12 protein-coding genes are annotated in these 18,603 nt (G+C 67.7%); 4 read left to right on the forward strand and 8 right to left on the reverse strand.

The genetic code is table 11. The features are described 5' to 3' along the window. Positions 1-17 precede the first annotated feature (17 nt). Positions 18-2,024, forward strand: coding sequence for a bifunctional DedA family/phosphatase PAP2 family protein (locus AC3ARF_RS12490; protein ID WP_498928385.1), 2,007 nt, complete (start codon positions 18-20; stop codon positions 2,022-2,024). Here AC3ARF_RS12490 and AC3ARF_RS12495 read toward each other — a convergent pair. After that, on the reverse strand, positions 2,014-3,525 hold the full coding sequence (locus AC3ARF_RS12495; RefSeq protein WP_498928387.1) for a Mur ligase family protein: 1,512 nt from the start codon (positions 3,523-3,525) through the stop codon (positions 2,014-2,016). The genes AC3ARF_RS12490 and AC3ARF_RS12495 overlap by 11 nt on opposite strands. Then, on the reverse strand, positions 3,452-4,030 hold the full coding sequence (locus AC3ARF_RS12500; protein WP_498928389.1) for an adenylate kinase: 579 nt from the start codon (positions 4,028-4,030) through the stop codon (positions 3,452-3,454). Before AC3ARF_RS12500 ends, AC3ARF_RS12495 begins: the two co-directional genes overlap by 74 nt. Positions 4,031-4,202: 172 nt before the next feature. On the opposite strand from AC3ARF_RS12500, the gene AC3ARF_RS12505 reads away from it, so the two are divergent. Beyond that, the gene (locus AC3ARF_RS12505; RefSeq protein WP_498928391.1) at positions 4,203-5,459 is read left to right on the forward strand and encodes a 6-phosphofructokinase; all 1,257 of its coding nucleotides are present in this window, start codon (positions 4,203-4,205) and stop codon (positions 5,457-5,459) included. A gap of 7 nt (positions 5,460-5,466) precedes the next feature. Here AC3ARF_RS12505 and AC3ARF_RS12510 read toward each other — a convergent pair whose 3' ends face one another. Further along, entirely contained in the window at positions 5,467-5,994 is a 528-nt protein-coding gene (locus tag AC3ARF_RS12510; RefSeq protein ID WP_498928393.1) for a hypothetical protein, read from the reverse strand. 189 nt (positions 5,995-6,183) lie between these two features. Here AC3ARF_RS12510 and AC3ARF_RS12515 point away from each other — a divergent pair, with 189 nt between their 5' ends. Together AC3ARF_RS12515 and ppa are read left to right on the forward strand one after the other, a co-directional pair. Then, a complete protein-coding gene (locus AC3ARF_RS12515) occupies positions 6,184-8,241 on the forward strand; it encodes a sodium-translocating pyrophosphatase (protein ID WP_498928395.1) in 2,058 nt (685 codons plus the stop codon). Positions 8,242-8,489: 248 nt separating this feature from the next. Continuing rightward, complete coding sequence (ppa, locus tag AC3ARF_RS12520; protein WP_498928397.1) at positions 8,490-9,038, forward strand: inorganic diphosphatase; 549 nt, start codon at positions 8,490-8,492, stop codon at positions 9,036-9,038. Positions 9,039-9,487: 449 nt separating this feature from the next. Here the strand turns inward: ppa and AC3ARF_RS12525 are convergent, their stop codons facing one another. From AC3ARF_RS12525 to thiC, 5 genes are all read right to left on the reverse strand, one after another. Further along, positions 9,488-12,364, reverse strand: coding sequence for a TonB-dependent receptor plug domain-containing protein (locus tag AC3ARF_RS12525; protein ID WP_498928399.1), 2,877 nt, complete (start codon positions 12,362-12,364; stop codon positions 9,488-9,490). A 50-nt stretch (positions 12,365-12,414) separates the two neighbouring features. After that, the gene (locus AC3ARF_RS12530) at positions 12,415-13,323 is read right to left on the reverse strand and encodes a helix-turn-helix domain-containing protein (RefSeq protein WP_498928401.1); all 909 of its coding nucleotides are present in this window, start codon (positions 13,321-13,323) and stop codon (positions 12,415-12,417) included. A 142-nt stretch (positions 13,324-13,465) separates the two neighbouring features. Next, positions 13,466-15,862 (reverse strand): winged helix-turn-helix domain-containing protein, encoded by a 2,397-nt coding sequence (locus tag AC3ARF_RS12535; protein WP_498931875.1) that lies wholly within the window; start codon positions 15,860-15,862, stop codon positions 13,466-13,468. Positions 15,863-15,940: 78 nt separating this feature from the next. After that, positions 15,941-16,627: an ion channel gene (locus AC3ARF_RS12540; RefSeq protein WP_498928403.1), complete on the reverse strand. Its 687-nt coding sequence runs from the start codon at positions 16,625-16,627 to the stop codon at positions 15,941-15,943. 58 nt (positions 16,628-16,685) lie between these two features. Next, entirely contained in the window at positions 16,686-18,563 is a 1,878-nt protein-coding gene (gene thiC, locus AC3ARF_RS12545) for a phosphomethylpyrimidine synthase ThiC (RefSeq protein ID WP_498931877.1), read from the reverse strand. Between the last annotated feature and the right edge of the window lie 40 nt (positions 18,564-18,603).

Consider the following 18,603-nt stretch of genomic DNA (forward strand, 5'->3'; position numbering starts at 1 on the left):
CTGCCTATAATCCGGCAATGGAACCTGCTTGGCTCGAAACCGCGACCGCATGGATCAGCGCACACCCGGTCGCCGCGGGGGCCATCGCGTTCCTGATTGCGTTCTGTGATGCGCTGGTGATCCTCGGGATCGTGGTGCCGGCGTTGCCGCTGCTGTTCGCCGTGGGCGCGCTGGTTGGACTGGGGCACATCAACGGCCCCTATGCGGTGACCTGCGCGGCGCTCGGGGCGTTCGCGGGCGACCTGCTGAGCTACTGGGTGGGGCGCCGCTGGGGCGCGGGGCTGCAGCAGGCGTGGCCGTTCTCGCGCTACCCGCAGTGGCTGACGCGTTCGGAGGCGATGTTCCGCCGGCACGGGATCAAGAGCATCTTCATCGCCCGCTTCGTGGGGGCGGTGCGGCCGTTCGTGCCGGCCATCGCCGGAATGCTGCGGATGCCCGTCAAGCGTTACGTACCACCGAGCCTGGCCGCATCAATCCTGTGGGCGGCGCTGTTCCTGGCGCCGGGCTGGGTGCTGGGTGCCTCCTATGACGCCGTGGCGGCGGTGGCAGACAGGCTCGCACTGGTGCTGGCGTCACTGGCCGTGGCGGTGGCCCTGGTGTGGGCGTGCGTGCTGTACACCTGGCGCTGGTTCGCCGAGCACGCCGACGCGTTGCTGGCGAAAGCGTTGGCCTGGACGCGGGCGCACCCTCGACTGGGACGCTATGCGGCGGCAGTGATGGACCCCAACCGACCCGAATCGCCCTCGTTGGTGATCCTGGGCGTCTGCCTGCTCGGCATCGGCTGGGCCTGGTTCACGCTCGCCGCGCTGCTGCTGGCCAACGGCGGACCGCTGGCCATCGACCACCAGCTCAACAGCTTCATGTGGACGCTGCGCAATCCGCTCGCCGACCGCCTGATGGCCGCCCTGGCCAGCCTCGGCGATCCGGCCACGCTGGGCGCCGCGGCGTCGTTGACCATGGGTTACCTGCTGTGGAGGCGGCGCTGGATGGCGGCCGCGCACTGGTTGGCCGCGATCGTGTTCGGACTGGTGCTGACCACGTTGCTGGAGGCCGCCGTGATGATGCCACGGCCGCCCACGGCGCCAGCGGGATTCGGCTTCCCGTCAGTGGCGGTGACGATGTCCACCATCGTGTTCGGCTTCTTCGCGGTGCTGATCGCGCGCGAACTGCCCGGGCGCAAGCGCGTCTGGCCGTATCTGTTGGCCGGCGTGGTGACCACGGTGATCGGCTTCGCCCGCCTGTACCTGGGCGCGCACTGGTTGTCGGACCTGGTCGGCGGCACGCTGCTGGGCATCCTGTGGCTGCTGGTCCTGGGCATCGCCTACCGGCGGCACGTCGCGCGGTCGTTCTGGATGCGGCCGTTGGCTTGGGTGTTCTACGGCAGCTTCGTGCTGGCGGCGGCGTGGCATGCGCCGCATGCCGCCGACCCGCTGTTGGCCAAGTTCACCGCGCCGCCGCCCACGCGGGTGGTGGCCCCCGCAGAGTGGTGGCAACGCGACTGGGGCAGTCTCCCCGAGCGCCGCAGCGAATCAGACGTGCGTCGGCGCTGGCCGCTGGATGTGCAGGTGGCCGGGCCGTTGGCGCCGCTGCGCCAAGCGCTGGAAGCGGAAGGCTGGCGCGTGCAGCCGCAGGCCGACTGGGTGCGCACGATTGGCCTGCTCGATAGCAGCCGAGCACCGTCGAAATACCCGGTGCTGCCCGCCACCCTCGACGCCCAGGCCGAGGCCCTGCTGATGGTGCGCGCAGGCACGGCGGCCAGTGAATTGCACGCGCTACGGCTGTGGCATGCGCCGGTGGCACTCAGCGATGGCACACCGCTGTGGATCGGCACCGCACAGACCCTGCAACTGGGGCGCCCGTTGAATGTCGTGTCGCTGTGGCGCCCTGCACCCGACAGCCATGCCACCTACGCGCTGATTCGCAGGGATCTGCAGCGCTTCGCGCCAATGGAGCAGCTGCATCCCACCGGTGGCATGCCGGTGCTGCGACTGCGCACCGGCGAAGAGGCCGAACTCAGCCCTTGAGCGCGGCGAGGAAGCGGCGCGGCGCGCCGTCGAAGCCACCATTGGACATGAAGACCACATGGTCTCCGGCACGCACCCGTGCACGCAGCGCAGCGATCAGCGCGTCGGAATCCGGTGCAGTCACTGCCTCGCCACGGACCGCCGCGACCACCTTGCCGGCATCCCACGCCAGCTCGGGGCGGTGCAGGAACACGACCACGTCGGCACCGTCCAGCGAGGGCGCCAACGCCTCCGCATGCGCGCCCAGGCGCATCGAATTGCTGCGCGGCTCCATCGCCACGACGATACGCGCGTCACCCACGCGTGCGCGCAGGCCAGCGAGCGTGGTGGCGATGGCCGTGGGGTGGTGGGCGAAGTCGTCGTAGACGGTGATGCCGCCAGCGTCGCCGATGACCTCGAGTCGACGCTTGACGCTGCGGAAGCGCGCCAGCGCCGGCAGCACGGACGCGACGTCGACACCGACCGCATGCGCGGCGGCCAGCGACGCGAGTGCGTTCATCACGTTGTGCCGACCGACCAGCGGCCAGTGCACCTCGCCAAGGTCGACGCCATCGTGCACTACGACGAAGGCGGTGCCGTCGGGACTGAGCAGGCGCGCGGTCCAATTGAAGCCGCTGCGCGCGGCGCTGGCGGCGTCGGCACGATCACCGTGTGCCTCGTGACGGGCCGCCTGCGGGATCAGGCTCGCATCGAGGCCGAAGGTTTCCACCGGCGTCCAGCAGCCCATCGCCAGCACTTCGGCCAGATACTTGTCCTCGCCGTTGACGATGAGGCGGCCGCGGCGCGGCACGGTGCGCACCAGGTGGTGGAACTGGCGCTGGATCGCGGCCACATCGGGGAAGATGTCGGCGTGGTCGTACTCGAGGTTGTTGAGGATCGCGACCAGTGGACGGTAGTGGACGAACTTGCTGCGCTTGTCGAAGAACGCGGTGTCGTATTCGTCGGCCTCGACCACGAACTCGCGGCCCTCGCCCACGCGCGCGGACACGCCGAAGTCCTCGGCCACGCCACCGATCAGGAAGCCGGGCTTGCGCCCCGCGGCCTCCAGCAACCAGGTCAGGATACTGGTGGTGGTGGTCTTGCCGTGGGTGCCGGCGACCGCCAGGGTGTCGCGACCGGGCAGCACGTGCTCGCTCAGCCACTGCGCGCCCGATGTGTACTTGCGCCCATCGTCGAGCACCTGCTCGACCGCGGCGTTGCCGCGCGAGAGGGCGTTGCCAACCACCACCTCCGTGCAATCGGCGGAGATGTGTTCCGGCTGATAGCCCTGGCTCAGGGTGATGCCCAACTGCTCGAGCTGGGTGGACATCGGCGGATACACCGCCTGGTCGCTGCCCTCGACTTCGTGCCCGAGTTCGCGTGCGAGGGCGGCGACACCGCCCATGAAGGTGCCGGCGATGCCGAGGATGTGCAGCTTCAAGCGCGGATCACCCCACCTCGGCGGTCGGCGACAGCGCGCTGACCAGACGCGTGAACACCTCGTCCAGCGCGCCCACGCCATCGACCACGGTCAGCTGGCCGTGCTGGCGGTAGAACTCGATCACCGGCGCGGTCTGGCTGTCGTAGACCTCCAGGCGCTTGCGCACGGATTCGGGGTTGTCGTCGGCGCGACCTTCGGCGGCCGCGCGGCCGGCGATGCGCTCGACCAGCAGCTCGGTCGGCACTTCCAGCTGCACGGCGTAGTCCATCGGCTTGCCGATGCGCTTGAGCAGGGCGTCCAGCGCATCGGCCTGGGCCAGGTTGCGCGGGTAGCCATCGAGGATGAAGCCATTGGCGGTGTCGGAACGCGAGACGCGGTCCTCGAGCATGCCCAGCAGGATCGCGTCGCTGACCAGCTCGCCGCGGGCCATGACTTCCCTGGCCTCCAGTCCGAGCTTGCTGCCGGCGGCCACTTCGGCGCGCAGCAGGTCACCGGTGGAGATGTGCGGCACCTGCAGGTGCTCCTTCAGGCGGGCGGCCTGCGTGCCCTTGCCGGAACCGGGCGCACCGAGAAGAACCAATCGCATCAACGTGACTCCTGAAACGGAAAATTCGGGTATGGGCGTGGGGGCCCCACCCCGGCCGGACCGGGGTCGCCAACGGCGGATGCGGCGCTACACTCGGGGTGTGCGGCCCCCATCTGCCGGGCGTCAACGTTGGTCACTTTACCGCATCCCGGCCTGTACCACTGAAACCAGCATGCCCTCCGGAACCCTACTTTATGCGCAGTCCGGCGGTGTCACCGCCGTCATCAACGCCAGCGCCTCGGCCGTGATCCAGGCCGCGCGGGCCCGCAAGGTCAAGGTGCTGGCCGCGCGCAACGGCATCCTCGGCGCCTTGCGCGAGGAGCTGATCGACACTTCGAAGGAGTCGATAGCGGCGATCCGCGCCCTCGCCCACACCCCGGGCGGTGCGTTTGGCTCGTGCCGGCTCAAGCTGAAGTCGCTGGAGCAGGACCGGGCGAAATACGAGCGGTTGCTGGAGGTATTTCGCGCGCATGACGTGCGTTGGTTCCTCTACAACGGCGGCAACGACTCGGCCGACACCGCGCTCAAGGTATCGCAGTTGGCAAAGGAGTTCGGCTACCCGCTGACCTGCGTCGGCGTGCCCAAGACCGTGGACAACGACCTGGCAGTGACCGACTGCTGCCCCGGGTTCGGCTCGGCGGCCAAGTACACCGCGGTATCCATACGCGAGGCGGCGCTGGACGTGGCGGCGATGGCCGAGACCTCCACCAAGGTCTTCGTGTACGAGGCCATGGGTCGACACGCCGGGTGGCTGGCGGCGGCGGCCGGGCTTGCGGGCCAAGGCGCAGACGCCGCCCCGCACCTGATCCTGTTCCCCGAGCGGCCCTACGACGAGGCGGACTTCTTCGCCAAGGTGAAGGCGACGGTGGAGCGCGTGGGCTACTGCGTGGTGGTGGCGTCGGAGGGCATCCAGACCCCGGATGGCAAGTTCGTGGCCGATGCAGGCGGCGGCAAGGATTCCTTCGGCCACACCCAACTGGGCGGCGTGGCCTCGCACCTGGCCGGGCGAGTGAAGGACGCCTTGGGCTACAAGGTGCACTGGACCCTGCCGGATTATCTGCAACGCTCGGCGCGGCACCTGGCTTCAAAGACCGACCTGGCGCAGGCCGAGGCGGTGGGCAAGGCCGCGGTGGACTACGCACTGAAGGGCATGAACGCGGTGATGCCGGTGATCGTGCGGACGTCCGACGCACCGTATCGCTGGAAGATCGAGGCCGCGCCGCTTTCCAGGGTCGCCAACCATGAAAAGAAGATGCCGGCGGGTTTCATCCGCAAGGATGGTTACGGGATCACCGACAGCGCGCGCCGTTACCTTGAGCCGCTGATCCGGGGGGAGGCGCCGCCGCCGTATGGGCGTGATGGCCTTCCCAAGTATGTGACGCTGAAGAACGTGCCCGTGCCCAGAACGCTGGACGGATGGACCGAATAATCACGCGTCAGCGGCAAGCTGTGCCTTCGAGCGCCATCGTCGCAGTGAACAACGTCACAGCGGCGGTGGCGGCACCATCCAGTTTCCGTGCCTCCTGCAGGTAGATCCGCGCGCGGCCCTGCGCATCCAGCGCTGGCGGGGTGGCGCGACCCGGCTTGCGCCACACCCGCACCACGGCCTGTTGCGACGGACAGCTGGAACTGGGCACGCGGATCAGGTCGTTGAGTACCCAGCCGGCCTGCGTCGATGGCTTGGCCTTGGCTGCATCGACGAAACTCGCACGTGCCTGGCAATTCGCGCTGGTGCGCACCACCGCGAAGCTGTAGGGCTCGGCCATCTGCCCGGTGAACGCGCCTTCGAGCCGCGCGCAGGCCTCGGGGATGGCGCGCACGGTATGGAGCACGCCGGTCGTCTGCGGCTTGGCCGCGGCGCGGGTGATCTCCGGCTGGGGTTCGGCGGCCAGCGCCGGCGGAGCCAGTGGGGCCAGCACGGCCAGCGCGACCAGCGCGACCGAGGGGCGGCGGAGCATCGGCATGGGCACTCCCGACATTCGTGAACCAGGTCGCAGGCTGGCACGGGCGGACTGAACCCGGTGTTCACGGGGTGCGCGCCTGAGCGGGCATGTGCCATAGTCGAATCGTTGCCGGGCCCCCCACAGCGCCCGCGCGGCCACATCGATGAAGCCGTATCCGTAGTCCTGGTGTCCACTCTTGGGGAGGGGTTCATGCTGGAGCAGCACGGTTTGACCTTGGCGCTGGTTTGCGCCGTCATTGCGATCCTGTACGGGATCATCTCGGCGCGATGGATCAACGCGCAACCCGCCGGCAACGAACGCATGCAACAGATCGCCGGCGCGATCCAGGAAGGCGCGCGCGCGTACCTCAACCGCCAATACACGACCATTGGCATCGCCGGAGCCGTGCTGTTCCTGGTGATCGGCTTCGCACTGAACTGGCCCACCGCGATCGGGTTCCTGATCGGTGCGGTCCTGTCGGGCGCGGCGGGCTACATCGGCATGAATGTGTCGGTGCGGGCCAACGTGCGCACCGCCGAAGCCGCGCGCCGGGGCATGGGCCCGGCGATGGACGTGGCGTTCCGCGGCGGCGCCATCACCGGCATGCTGGTGGTGGGCCTGGGACTGCTGGGCGTGGTCGGCTATTTCGCCGTATTGCACCTGCACCTGGGCTACGCCGAGGCTGACGCGCTGCACGCGCTGGTCGGCCTGGCGTTCGGCTCCTCGCTGATCTCGATCTTCGCGCGACTGGGCGGCGGCATCTTCACCAAGGGCGCGGACGTCGGCGCGGACCTGGTGGGCAAGGTGGAGGCCGGCATCCCCGAGGATGACCCGCGCAACCCGGCGGTGATCGCCGACAACGTGGGCGACAACGTCGGTGACTGTGCCGGCATGGCGGCTGACCTGTTCGAGACCTACGCGGTCACCATCATCGCCACGATGCTGCTGGGCGGGTTGATGGCCACGCAGATCGGACCGAACGCGGTGCTGTACCCCCTGGTGCTGGGCGGCGTGTCGATCATCGCCTCGATCATCGGTGCGTTCTTCGTCAAGGTGAAGGATGGCGGCTCGATCATGGGCGCGCTGTACAAGGGCGTGATCGTCTCGGCGGTCCTGGCGGCGGTCGCGTTCTACCCGATCACCACCGAACTGATGGGCGGCTCGCCGCTGGGCGCGATGAACCTGTTCGGCTGCGCGCTGATCGGCCTGGCGCTGACCGGCGCGATCGTGTGGATCACCGAGTACTACACCGGCACGCAGTTCAAGCCGGTGCAGCACGTGGCGGCTGCCTCGACCACGGGACATGGCACCAACATCATCGCCGGCCTGGGCGTGTCGATGAAGTCGACCGCGCTGCCGGTGATCGCGGTGTGCCTGGCCATCTACTTCGCCCACGCGCTGGCGGGGCTGTACGGCATCGCCATCGCCGCGACGGCCATGCTGTCGATGGCCGGCATGATCGTCGCGCTCGACGCTTACGGGCCGATCACCGACAACGCCGGTGGCATCGCCGAAATGGCCGAGTTGCCACCGGAAGTGCGAAGCATCACCGACCCGCTGGACGCGGTCGGCAACACCACCAAGGCGGTGACCAAGGGCTACGCCATCGGTTCGGCCGCTCTTGCCGCACTCGTCCTGTTTGCCGACTACACCCACAACCTGGAGACGGCCGCCGCGGCCGAGGCGGCGGCTACGGGCGTGGTGGCCGAGGCGTTGCGCTTCGACCTGTCCGACCACATGGTGATCATTGGCCTGCTGATTGGCGGCCTTATCCCCTACCTGTTCGGCGCGATGGCGATGGAGGCGGTCGGCCGTGCCGCCGGCGCGGTGGTGGAGGAAGTGCGGCGCCAGTTCCGCACCATCCCGGGAATCATGGACGGCAGTGGCAAGCCCGAGTACGACAAGGCCGTCGACATGCTGACCAAGTCGGCGATCAAGGAAATGATCGTGCCGTCGCTGCTGCCGGTGGTGGTGCCGGTGCTGGTGGGCCTGCTGCTGGGGCCGAAGGCGCTGGGTGGCCTGCTGATCGGCACGATTGTCACCGGCTTGTTCGTGGCGATCTCGATGACCACCGGCGGCGGTGCGTGGGACAACGCCAAGAAGTACATCGAGGACGGCCACCACGGCGGCAAGGGCAGCGAGGCGCACAAGGCGGCGGTCACCGGTGACACCGTCGGCGACCCGTACAAGGACACCGCCGGCCCGGCCATCAACCCGCTGATCAAGATCATCAACATCGTGGCGCTGCTGCTGGTGCCGCTGCTGTAACTGGATCTCTCCACCCCCGGCGCGGCGCGGCCGGGGGGCTTCAGACCGCCCGGGAAACCCCGGGCCTTCAACGGCGATCCCCCCGATCGCCGTTTTTCTTTGGCCGCGCCTGATGGAAAGGCCGCACCGGCCGGGGAACCCTCGACCAACGGCCTTGCTGCGCCGCAGCAGCGGGACGCGTAAAATGGGCGCCCTATTTTCCCCACGGGCGCGCCACCTTCTGGCGGCCCCACCAGTTGGAGCACGTAATGGGCCTGGACCTCGTCCCCACCGGCAAGAATCCGCCGGATGAGATCAACGTCATCATCGAAATTCCCAAGGACGCCGAGCCGGTCAAGTACGAGGTCGACAAGGCTTCCGGCGCGATCTTCGTCGATCGCATCCTGTCGACGCCCATGCGCTACCCGTGCAATTACGGCTACGTGCCGCACACCGTCTGCGGCGACGGCGATCCCGCCGACGTGCTGGTGATCCTGCCGTTGCCGCTGGTGCCGGGCTCGGTGATCCGCTGCGTGCCGGTCGGCGTGCTGAAGATGACCGACGAGGCCGGCAGCGACGAGAAGCTGATCGCCGTGCCTGTACCGAAGATTTTCGGCGGCTACGCCCATATCACCGACATCGAGCAGGTCTCGCAGCACTGGCTGGACCGCATTGGCCACTTCTTCGAGCACTACAAGGATCTTGAGAAGGGCAAGTGGGTCAAGATCGAGGGCTGGGCCAACGCGGCGGAGGCCAAGGCCGTGCTGGTCGAGGCGATGAAGCGCTACGAGGATAGTGCGGACAAGCCGAACTTCTGAATGTCAGGCGATGGCGGGCGCCAATGCGTCCGCCATCACGCGGAGTAGCCCGGGTCCACGTGCCCGGTGACTTCCCCGGGGTCTGACAGGCGCATCAGTCAGCGGCGGCCGACCGTGGCGCCCATGGACTGGAACACCTGTCACAAGTACGGGCAGCGATCCAGCTCGTGGGGGCGCATGGCAGCGCTGAAGGCCTCGTTGGCCGCGTCGCCACCGGTGGCTACGCCCCGGCAAGGCGCCAGAGGCCTTCGCCGAGCGCGTCGACCCGCGCGGGCGAGGAGCGCCGCGTCGAAGCGCAGCGGGAGGTGGATGCATGGCACCTGCAGCTTCATGGACGGTCGTGGTCTGCTTCATATCCTGCACACCGCCGGCCGACCGCCCCAAGGCCCCAGAAAGAACTGCGGCCCCAAAAGGGGCCGCAGCGGGTGTCGCACAGAACTTCTGAGGGATCAGAAGCGCTGCTGGTACTTCAGGTAGTAGAAGCGACCGATGTCGAAGCCGCCGTAGTACGGGTACTGGCTGCTCGGGGCCGAGAACATGATCGGACCCTTGTGGTCGGTCACGTTGTTGGCACCCAGGGCCACGGTGGCGTTCCACGGAGCCTTCCAGCTGACCTGCAGGTCGTGGAAAGCGTTGCCGCTCACGCGACGCAGCGGGTACACCTTGCCCGGAGCATTGGTGTCCGGCGAGGAGTACAGCGGGTCGGTGCACTCAGCCGCGCGGGTGCAGGCTTCGCTCATGCCGGAGTAGTAACGCGTCGTCCAGTTGGCGGCGAATGCGCCCATCTCCCAGTTCACGCCCAGGTTGGAGCGCAGACGGAAGTTCGGGCCGCGGCCGGTGTAGTTGGTCCACGCGGTGTCCGGCGCGTCATCAGCCTTGATGCGGTAGTAGCTGACGTAGCTGTTCTGCCAGTCAAAGGTGAACTTGCCGAACGCGGTTTCCGGCAGGCGGTACTTGGCACCGAAGTCGTAACCCTCGGTCTCCACGGCACCCTTGTTGGTCAGGCCGTACTGCATGAACGTGATGGCGCCGGTCGCCGGGTCACGGACGATGCCTTCGCAACGCGCCGAGATGCCGAGACGGTAGCAATCGCCCAGGATGTCATCGACGCTGTCGTCGCTGATCACGTTCTCGATGGTGACCTTGTACCAGTCGAGGGTGAAGTCCAGGCCCTGCACCCAACGCGGGCTCCACACGATGCCCATGGTCTGGCTTTCGGCGGTTTCCGGGGTCAGGTTGGGGTTGGAGCCCGTCAGGAACTGATAGCCGGTCTGGCACGGGAAGGTGGTGCACAGCGCGCCGCCCTGGCCCAGCTGGACGTAGGTCGGGGAAACACCGGCGCTGGTGCAGGCGGCATTGCCGGCCACGCTGCCGGAGGAGGTGCTGCCGCACGGGTCGGTGTAGTACTCGAAGCTGCCACCCACGCCACCGTACAGGTTGTCGATGGTCGGGGCGCGGAAGCCTTCGGCATACGTACCGCGGACCAGCAGTTCATCCAGCGGACGCCAGGTGAAGCCGAACTTGCTGTTGGTGGTGTCGCCGAAGTTGCTGTAGTCCGAGTAACGGCTGGCGACGTTGAAGGTCAGTTCCTTCGCGAACGGCAGGTCAGACAGGACCGGGATGTTCAGCTCCAGGTACACCTCGTCGAGCGAGTAGCCGCCCTGGGTGGTGGTGGCCGGCAGGCCGGTGCTCATGCCCGACTGGTTGAAGGCGTCCGGCACGAAGCGGCCGTCTTCCTTGCGGTGCTCCACGCCCACGGCGAAGCCGAGCTCACCGGCCGGCAGTTCGAACAGCGAACCGGCGAGGTTGGCGGTGTAGCTGGTGGTGGTGGTGCGGCCGGTGTCGGCGTAGTACGGGAACAGGAACGCCTGCAGCGCCGGATCGGACAGCGAGCCCGGGCCGTCCACGCCGTACGGCAGGAGCGGGTTCCACGGCATGCATTCGCCGCTGCCCAGGTTGGTGCCCAGCGGGATCGGGTTGGCCGCCGTGCCGCACTGCGCGACGCCATTGGCGTTGATGAACGACGGGCCGAGGGCCTGGGGGCTGGCCAGCAGGCTCATGTCGCCATGGCCGAACTTGGTCAGGTTGTTGCGATTCATCATCGCGCCCATGTCCCAATCGAACGTGCGGCCGGCCATCTCGAAGAAGCCGTTGAAGCCACCGGCGAAGCGGTAGGTTTCCAGCTCGCTGTTGGTGGTGCGCGGCACTTCCCACAGGCGACGACGGAACTGGACGTCCGAGTTGGTCGGGTTGAACGCACTGTCTGCGGACAGCGGGGTGCCGAACGCGCCGGACTGGTACGGGTAGCCCGCCACCTGCTGCAGCGTGGAGCGGTGGTTGTACAGCATGTCCGCGTTGAACGTGACGTTCTCAACGATGTCGTAGTTGGCGTTGACGAACACCGAGCGGCGTTCGATGGCGGTCTGCGCCATCATCTGCTCGTTGCTGTTGGCATTGTCCGACGCAACGTGCGGGCGGAAGTTGGAGATGCTGGTCGGGTCGCCGCTGCCGTCGTAGGTGCACCAGGTGTTGGCGCCGTTGGCGCCGCAGGGGCCGAAGAACGAGCCATTCTGGCTGACCACGCTCCAGCCCGAGCCCGGGTACTTGGGACCGGCGTTGCCGGACGCGCTGTACCAGCGGTCCTTGGCCCACACCGGATCTTCCTTCGAGTACTCGACCGATGCGGTCACGCCACCACGGTCGCCCACGGCGCCGACGGTGAAGTCGTAGGTCTGCTTGCCGCCGTCGCCTTCGCTGTACTGGCCGAAATAGGCATTGGCTTCCGCGCCCTCGAAGCGCTTGCGGGTGATCACGTTGACCACGCCGGCGATGGCGTCGGAACCGTAGATGGCCGAAGCGCCGTCCTTCAGGACTTCGATGCGGTCAATGGCCGACATCGGGATCTGGCTGAGGTCCTGCAGGCCGCCGGTGGTGGCGCCGAGACGCTTGCCGTTGACCAGCACCAGCGTGCGCTGCGCGCCGAGATTACGCAGGTCGACATAGTAGCCACCGACGTTCTCGCCCGAGGCGAGCACTTCGGCGCGGGCGATCGCCGGCGAACCCGCCGAGGTCAGGTTCTGCAGCACGTCGGCAACGGAGACGAAGCCCTGCTGCTGCAGTTGCTCGCGGCCGATGGTGATGATCGGCTGCTGGGTTTCCATGTCGGCGCCACGAATGCGCGAACCGGTCACCTCAATGCGATCGAGGGTGGTTGCGCCCTCGTCAGCCTGCTCCTGCGCGCCAGCAAACGCCGGGGCGAGCGCGATCGCGATGCCGGCGGGCAGCATGCCCAGCCGCACTGCGGAGCGCGGATTGCGATAATTCATGTATCTCTCTCCAAATGATCGTTACGGGCGCGTTAAGGCGCTCTGCAAAATTACGTGCCGGTGCGCAATACCGCTTTGCCCGCGACGCCGGGAGACTTTGCCGATCCTGTCGAGGAGGCCGCGGTGCGATATCCGCTGGCGGACATTCCGTAACGCGCGCGGAAGGCGCGCGCGAAGCTGCAGCAGTTGTCGAAGCCACTGGCGGCGGCGATTTCCCCGATCATCATGTTGGTGGTCTCGAGCAGGTCGGCGGCTCGCTCCAGGCGCATGCGCGCCGCGGCGGCCTGCGGGCTTTCGCCATAGACGGTCTGGAACGTCTTGGAGAAGTACCAGCTGGAGAAACTGGTCAGCTCGGCCAGTTCGCCGATGCGGACCACCCGGTCCGCATTGCCTTCCATGAACAAGCGCGCCCGCTGCAGGCGACTGAACACCTGGCGCTTGCGACTGCGCGAACGCCCCGGGCAACGCGAGACGCGATCGGCGATATCGCGCTGCAGCCCCGCAAGGTGCAGCAAGACCGGCCGCAACACCTGGATCGCCACCCCTTCACCGGCTTCGGCACGGCGCACCGCCTGGTGCCACAGGTGCAGCAGCACGCGGGATTCGCGCAGGTCGAGCTGGCCGCGCCCGGCATACAGGCTCAGGTCCGCGAACTGCCCCAAGGCCTTCAGCACGTCCGCGCCCAGGGTCAGGCCCACGCAGAGGCCGTCCCGATCCGTCTGCACCATGGGCCGGGACTCACGGTCCAGCGCCACCCAGTCACCGGGGCGGAGCCGGAACTTGCCTTCCTTCGCCTCGACCCATGCGCTGCCACGAACCTGGACCCAGATCGAGAAACTGGGACCCACGAGTTGGGCGCAGCCCAACCGCGACGCTCCGGCAAAGAGCGCGGGCGCCTCGCTATCCGAACGCCCCATCTGGATCTGCTGGCCGCGGTCGGCCCACTGCACATGCTCCACTCCACCACCCCACCATTTGCCAAGACTGGCCAATGGATTTGCCTGAACCCGGCTGGGGATACAGGAAATCGGGCGATGGAATGTGCGAAATCTGGCCGAAAGCGCTCACGAAGAACTTACGAAGCGCCTTTTCATAACCTAATCAATTGCTTGCGTCATCCTGCGCTCGCGGCGGCAGCCGTGCATCCAGCCGCTGCAAAGCAATATCCGTGCCATCAGACTCCGCCAACGCCACGTAGACGGCACCCGTGCGCGGGTCGGAGCTGAAACCGGCCACGGATGACAGCAGGCTCGGATGCAGGCATCGCTCGGAGGATGCGCTCGCGCTTTCGCCCAAGCGGCGCAGGCGACTGCGGCAGTCCATGGCCTGGTCGAGGTACTCGATGGTGCCATCGCGGGCAACGCTCCAGTTGCGATAGAGCCAGCGGCGGGGGACCCCCTCAACGACCTTGCGCACCGAGGCGGATGCCAGCGTCAGGTCCGCGGACCAGAGCCCGTCTCCCGAGAAACGGGTGAAGAGCAGCCGCCCTCGCACGGCGTCGACTTTGGCCTGCATCACGTCGGGCAGGAACGCCAGCTGGCGCCACGGAGATCGACTTCGATCGAACAGATACAGCCCAATCCTTCCGTCCTGGCTGGGGGCACCCACGAGGATGCGACTGCGATCGGGCAGATACAGGCCTTGGCTCGGGTCAGCCAGCGGCACGGGAAGCAGGCTGACCTGGCCACTGGCGGCCGCGACTTCGAACAGACCGCGCCGTCCGGCGTGGTCCGTGCCGATGGTCAGGAGGAGCTTGCTGTCGGGGGACCATTCGGGCATCCGCTGGGCTTCCGGGTGGAGGCCCTCGATCAGACGGAGACTGTCGGACCGACTGACATCCCCCCACCAGAGATGGAAATGCCCGGAACGATCGGACGCGAACACCAGTTGACGACCATCGGGAGCGATGGCTGGGTGGGTATCGCGCCCCGTGGATGCAAAGAGTGCCTTGCCCGCCATCCCGTCCCGACCGACGCCTCGGCCCTCCCGCTCGATCCGGTAGATCTCGAAGCCAGGGCGCCGCCGGACGAACGCCATCACGGGGGTGCGCGCCGCCACGTCCGGGGATTGGGCATCCTCCAGCCCCAGGTCGCGAAGCTGGCGGGAACCAATGTCCAGCCGGTAGATTCGGGTTTCGGCATCGATGCGGCGGCCGAACACCAGCCCGCTGCCATCCGGGAGCCAGTCCCAGCCCCGCATTTCGCCGCTCTGGTAGGTCAGTCGCTCGGCGCGACCACCGCCCGCCGGCACGCGCCAGACATCGCCGAACTGTGGATTCCGCACGAATGCAATCCACTTGCCATCGGCGGAATAGCGCGGCTCCGTGTCGAGGTCACGGCCGTCGAACCCGTAGTCGAGAGGGCGCCAGCGGCCCGTCGCCAGGTCGAGGATGCGGATCCCGGTGGTGCGACCCTCCTCCGACATGCTGCCGAAGACCAGGCCACGGCCATCCGGGGTCCAGTCGAATCCCAGGTCATCCAGCCCGCTGCACGCCCCGACAACGCGCTCGCTGCCTCCGTTCGCCGCCGCGACCATGATCTGGCACGCGTTGCTGCCGTCCCGACGGGAGAACGCGATCAAGCGGCCGTCCGGCGACCATGCCGGCAGCCGGTCCGACACTCCCGACGGCGGCAGGCTCAACGGCTTGGGCACGGCCTGCGCCGTCGTCTGCACCATCACCACCGTGCCCAGCCGGTTCGGCAGGGTGGCGGTGTAGGCCACCATCGCGCCATCGGGCGAAAGCGTCGGGGAAAGCTCATACCCCGGCGACGACGTGATGAGCAGGAACGGCCGCTCGGGGACGGCCGGCAATGCCTGGCTCCTGCTGGACGTCGTGCCAGGCTCGGGCGGTGCTCGGTGTAACAGGCTCGCGGCAAACAGGCCGCCGATCAGCATCAGTGCCACGGCCCACAACCAGAACCGTGCCGAGCGCCAAGGACCATGCCGGTGGGAATGCGGTGCATCGCTCGACCGGGTGTTCGCGACGGGCGTTTCACCGGACGTATCGACCGCCGGGGCTGGCATGCGGGCCCGAGCCGCCTCGGGCGGGGTGGCGCGACTGACATGAGCTGCGGGTGGGCGGCCATCCGCGCCCACCGCCGAATCATCGCCACCGATCCCAGGAGGTACGGCACCTCTGCCTGCGGGGGAGCCCTCAACCGTGGCCAGCAATCGATACCCGGACTTGGCAATGGTTTCGATGTAACGGGTACTGCCGCGCTGTTCACCGAACGCCTTGCGCAGTTGCGTGACCGCTTGGGTCAATACGTCATCGGTGGGGAGGGTGTCGGGCCAAACGCGGGCGATCAGCGCATCGCGCGAGACGACGCGCCCGGCGTTCTCCACCAGCACCAGCAGCACCGCCATCGCCTTTGGCGTGACCCGCACGGGGCGACGCGCGCCCGGCGCACTGATCTCACGCAGAGGCACATCGACGGTGCACTCGCCTACACGAAAGCCGTCTGTCGTACGTGGGGGGTGGCCAGGGAGATGTGACATATAAACAGGCCAATTCTCCGGATTGACCGAACCCCCGTCATGTGCCGAAAGGCAAGCCACGTTGCCTTGCATTCAGGTTCAAGGCGCGCGACGAGCTCCCGCCACTGTCAACCCGATCAACCGCGACACCACCACGGCGATGTAACCCACGCCACAAAACTGCTCCAGCACGACCAGCACCCGCGCCGCGGAATGGATGGGCAGCACGTCGCCCAAGCCGGTCGCGGAGAGGTTGGTGGCACTGAGGAACAACAGTTCCATCCAGGTCCGCGGACGCTCCGGGTCCACCAGGCCGGTGAAGGCGCCGGGGTAGATCGCTTGGCAGGCGACGAAGGCGTAGGCGAAGGCCCACATCAGCAAGGTGAAGGTGGCGCCGGCGGCGAACAGTTCATCCGAGGTGACGCGGTGGTCGCTGAGCATGTACGCAGTGAGGCTGGCGGCCGCGTAGAAATACAGCGCGCTCTCCAGCAGGGTGGCGGCCAGGGCCACGCCGCTGCCCGGCATCAGCGCCGTCACCAGCGTCAGCAACGCCGCGGGCACGGCAATCAGCCACGCCACCCACTTCACCGCCGGGCTGCGCATCACCACCCACACTGCCAGCGTGGCGATCACCACCCCGAACGCGCCGAACAGCACGCGACCGGTATGGCCCTCCAGCAACGGGTAGGCCACCAGACTGGCCAACTGCGCCGCCAGCAGGAACGCGGACGGATGCCGTCGCGCGATCACTTGCCAGCGTCGGTATCGAAGGTCCTGTGTTCCCATCGCGCGAGTGTGCCCGAGCATCGCCGGCCGCGCACTGGGCACGGCCGGCGGATGGGGTTCAGGCCTTGTGGTAGACCTCGACGCCCTGTGCGCGGAACTCCTCGGACATCGCTTCCATGCCCGCCTCCAGCGCCTTGGCATCGTCCAGGCCGTGCTCGGCAGCGAAGTCGCGCACGTCCTGGGTGATCTTCATGCTGCAGAAGTGCGGGCCGCACATCGAGCAGAAGTGCGCGGACTTGTGCGCTTCCTTCGGCAGGGTTTCGTCGTGGTACTCGCGGGCGCGCTCGGGGTCGAGGCCGAGGTTGAACTGGTCTTCCCAGCGGAACTCGAAGCGCGCCTTGCTCATGGCGTTGTCGCGTGCCTGCGCGCCGGGGTGGCCCTTGGCGAGGTCGGCAGCGTGGGCGGCAATCTTGTAGGCCATCAGTCCTTCGCGCACGTCGTGCTTGTTGGGCAGGCCCAGGTGCTCCTTGGGCGTGACGTAGCAGAGCATCGCGGTGCCGAACCAGCCGATCATCGCCGCGCCGATCGCGCTGGTGATGTGGTCGTAGCCCGGCGCGATATCGGTGGTCAGCGGCCCGAGCGTATAGAACGGCGCCTCGCCGCACTCGCGCAGCTGCTTGTCCATGTTTTCCTTGATCAGCTGCATCGGCACGTGGCCGGGGCCTTCGATCATGGTCTGCACGTCGTGCTTCCACGCAACCTGGGTCAGCTCGCCCAGCGTCTCCAGCTCGCCGAACTGCGCGGCGTCGTTCGCGTCGGCGATGCTGCCCGGGCGCAGGCCGTCACCCAGCGAAAAGGCCACGTCGTAGGCCTTCATGATTTCGCAGATCTCTTCGAAATGCGTGTACAGGAAGTTTTCCTTGTGGTGCGCCAGGCACCACTTGGCCATGATCGAGCCGCCGCGGCTGACGATGCCGGTGACGCGCCTGGCGGTCAGCGGCACGTAGCGCAGCAGCACGCCCGCGTGGATGGTGAAATAGTCCACGCCCTGCTCGGCCTGCTCGATCAGGGTGTCGCGGAAGATTTCCCAGTTGAGCTCCTCGGCCTTGCCGTCGACCTTCTCCAGCGCCTGGTAGATCGGCACGGTGCCGATCGGCACCGGCGAGTTGCGGATGATCCATTCACGAGTCTCGTGGATGTGCTTCCCGGTGGACAGGTCCATCACCGTGTCCGCGCCCCAGCGGATCGACCACACCAGCTTCTCCACTTCCTCGGCGATGCCCGAGGACACGGCGCTGTTGCCGATGTTGGCGTTGACCTTGGTCAGGAAGTTGCGGCCGATGATCATCGGCTCGCTTTCCGGGTGGTTGATGTTGTTGGGGATGATGGCGCGGCCGCGCGCGACTTCGTCGCGCACGAACTCGGGGGTAATCAGCTTCTGGATGTTGGCGCCGAAGGTCTCGCCGGCATGCTGGCGCAGCAGGTGCGCCTCGCGGATGGCCTCGATGCGCTGGTTCTCGCGGATGGCGATGTATTCCATCTCCGGCGTGATGATGCCGCGGCGCGCGTAGTGCATCTGGGTGACATTGGCACCGGCCACGGCGCGGCGCGGCGCGGGGCGGTGGCGGAAGCGCACGGCGTCCAGCTTGGCGTCGACCTCGCGGCGGCGGCCGAACTCGGAGCTCAGGCCATCGAGCTGCACGGTGTCACCGCGCTCGGCGATCCAGGCGGCGCGCAGCGGGGAAAGGCCGCGGGCCAGGTCGATGTCGGCGTTGGCATCGGTGTAGGGCCCCGAGCAGTCGTATACCGCCAACGGCGCGTTGTCCTCGCCGCCGAACAGGGTCGGCGTCTTCGCCAGCGCGATCTCGCGCATCGGCACGCGGATGTCGGGGCGCGAGCCTTCGACGTGGATCTTGCGCGAGCCCGGGATCGGGCGGGTGACGTCGGCCGAAAGCTGGTCGGCCTGCTGCTGCAGCTGGGAGGGCACCGCGTTCATCGTGTAGGTCCGCTTCTGGTGGAGGCCGCGCTGGATGCGG

This window comes from Lysobacter sp. KACC 24251 (assembly GCF_057747755.1).

What these genes read in the sequence shown, in the direction of transcription:
- AC3ARF_RS12490 (WP_498928385.1), top strand. Translation starts at nt 18, where the DNA reads ATGGAACCTGCTTGGCTCGAAACCGCGACCGCATGGATCAGCGCACAC.
- AC3ARF_RS12495 (WP_498928387.1), bottom strand. Translation starts at nt 3,525, where the DNA reads ATGGCGTGGGCGCGCTGGACGAGGTGTTCACGCGTCTGGTCAGCGCGC.
- AC3ARF_RS12500 (WP_498928389.1), bottom strand. Translation starts at nt 4,030, where the DNA reads ATGCGATTGGTTCTTCTCGGTGCGCCCGGTTCCGGCAAGGGCACGCAG.
- AC3ARF_RS12505 (WP_498928391.1), top strand. Translation starts at nt 4,203, where the DNA reads ATGCCCTCCGGAACCCTACTTTATGCGCAGTCCGGCGGTGTCACCGCC.
- AC3ARF_RS12510 (WP_498928393.1), bottom strand. Translation starts at nt 5,994, where the DNA reads ATGCCGATGCTCCGCCGCCCCTCGGTCGCGCTGGTCGCGCTGGCCGTG.
- AC3ARF_RS12515 (WP_498928395.1), top strand. Translation starts at nt 6,184, where the DNA reads ATGCTGGAGCAGCACGGTTTGACCTTGGCGCTGGTTTGCGCCGTCATT.
- ppa (WP_498928397.1), top strand. Translation starts at nt 8,490, where the DNA reads ATGGGCCTGGACCTCGTCCCCACCGGCAAGAATCCGCCGGATGAGATC.
- AC3ARF_RS12525 (WP_498928399.1), bottom strand. Translation starts at nt 12,364, where the DNA reads ATGAATTATCGCAATCCGCGCTCCGCAGTGCGGCTGGGCATGCTGCCC.
- AC3ARF_RS12535 (WP_498931875.1), bottom strand. Translation starts at nt 15,862, where the DNA reads ATGTCACATCTCCCTGGCCACCCCCCACGTACGACAGACGGCTTTCGT.
- AC3ARF_RS12540 (WP_498928403.1), bottom strand. Translation starts at nt 16,627, where the DNA reads ATGGGAACACAGGACCTTCGATACCGACGCTGGCAAGTGATCGCGCGA.
- thiC (WP_498931877.1), bottom strand. Translation starts at nt 18,563, where the DNA reads ATGAACGCGGTGCCCTCCCAGCTGCAGCAGCAGGCCGACCAGCTTTCG.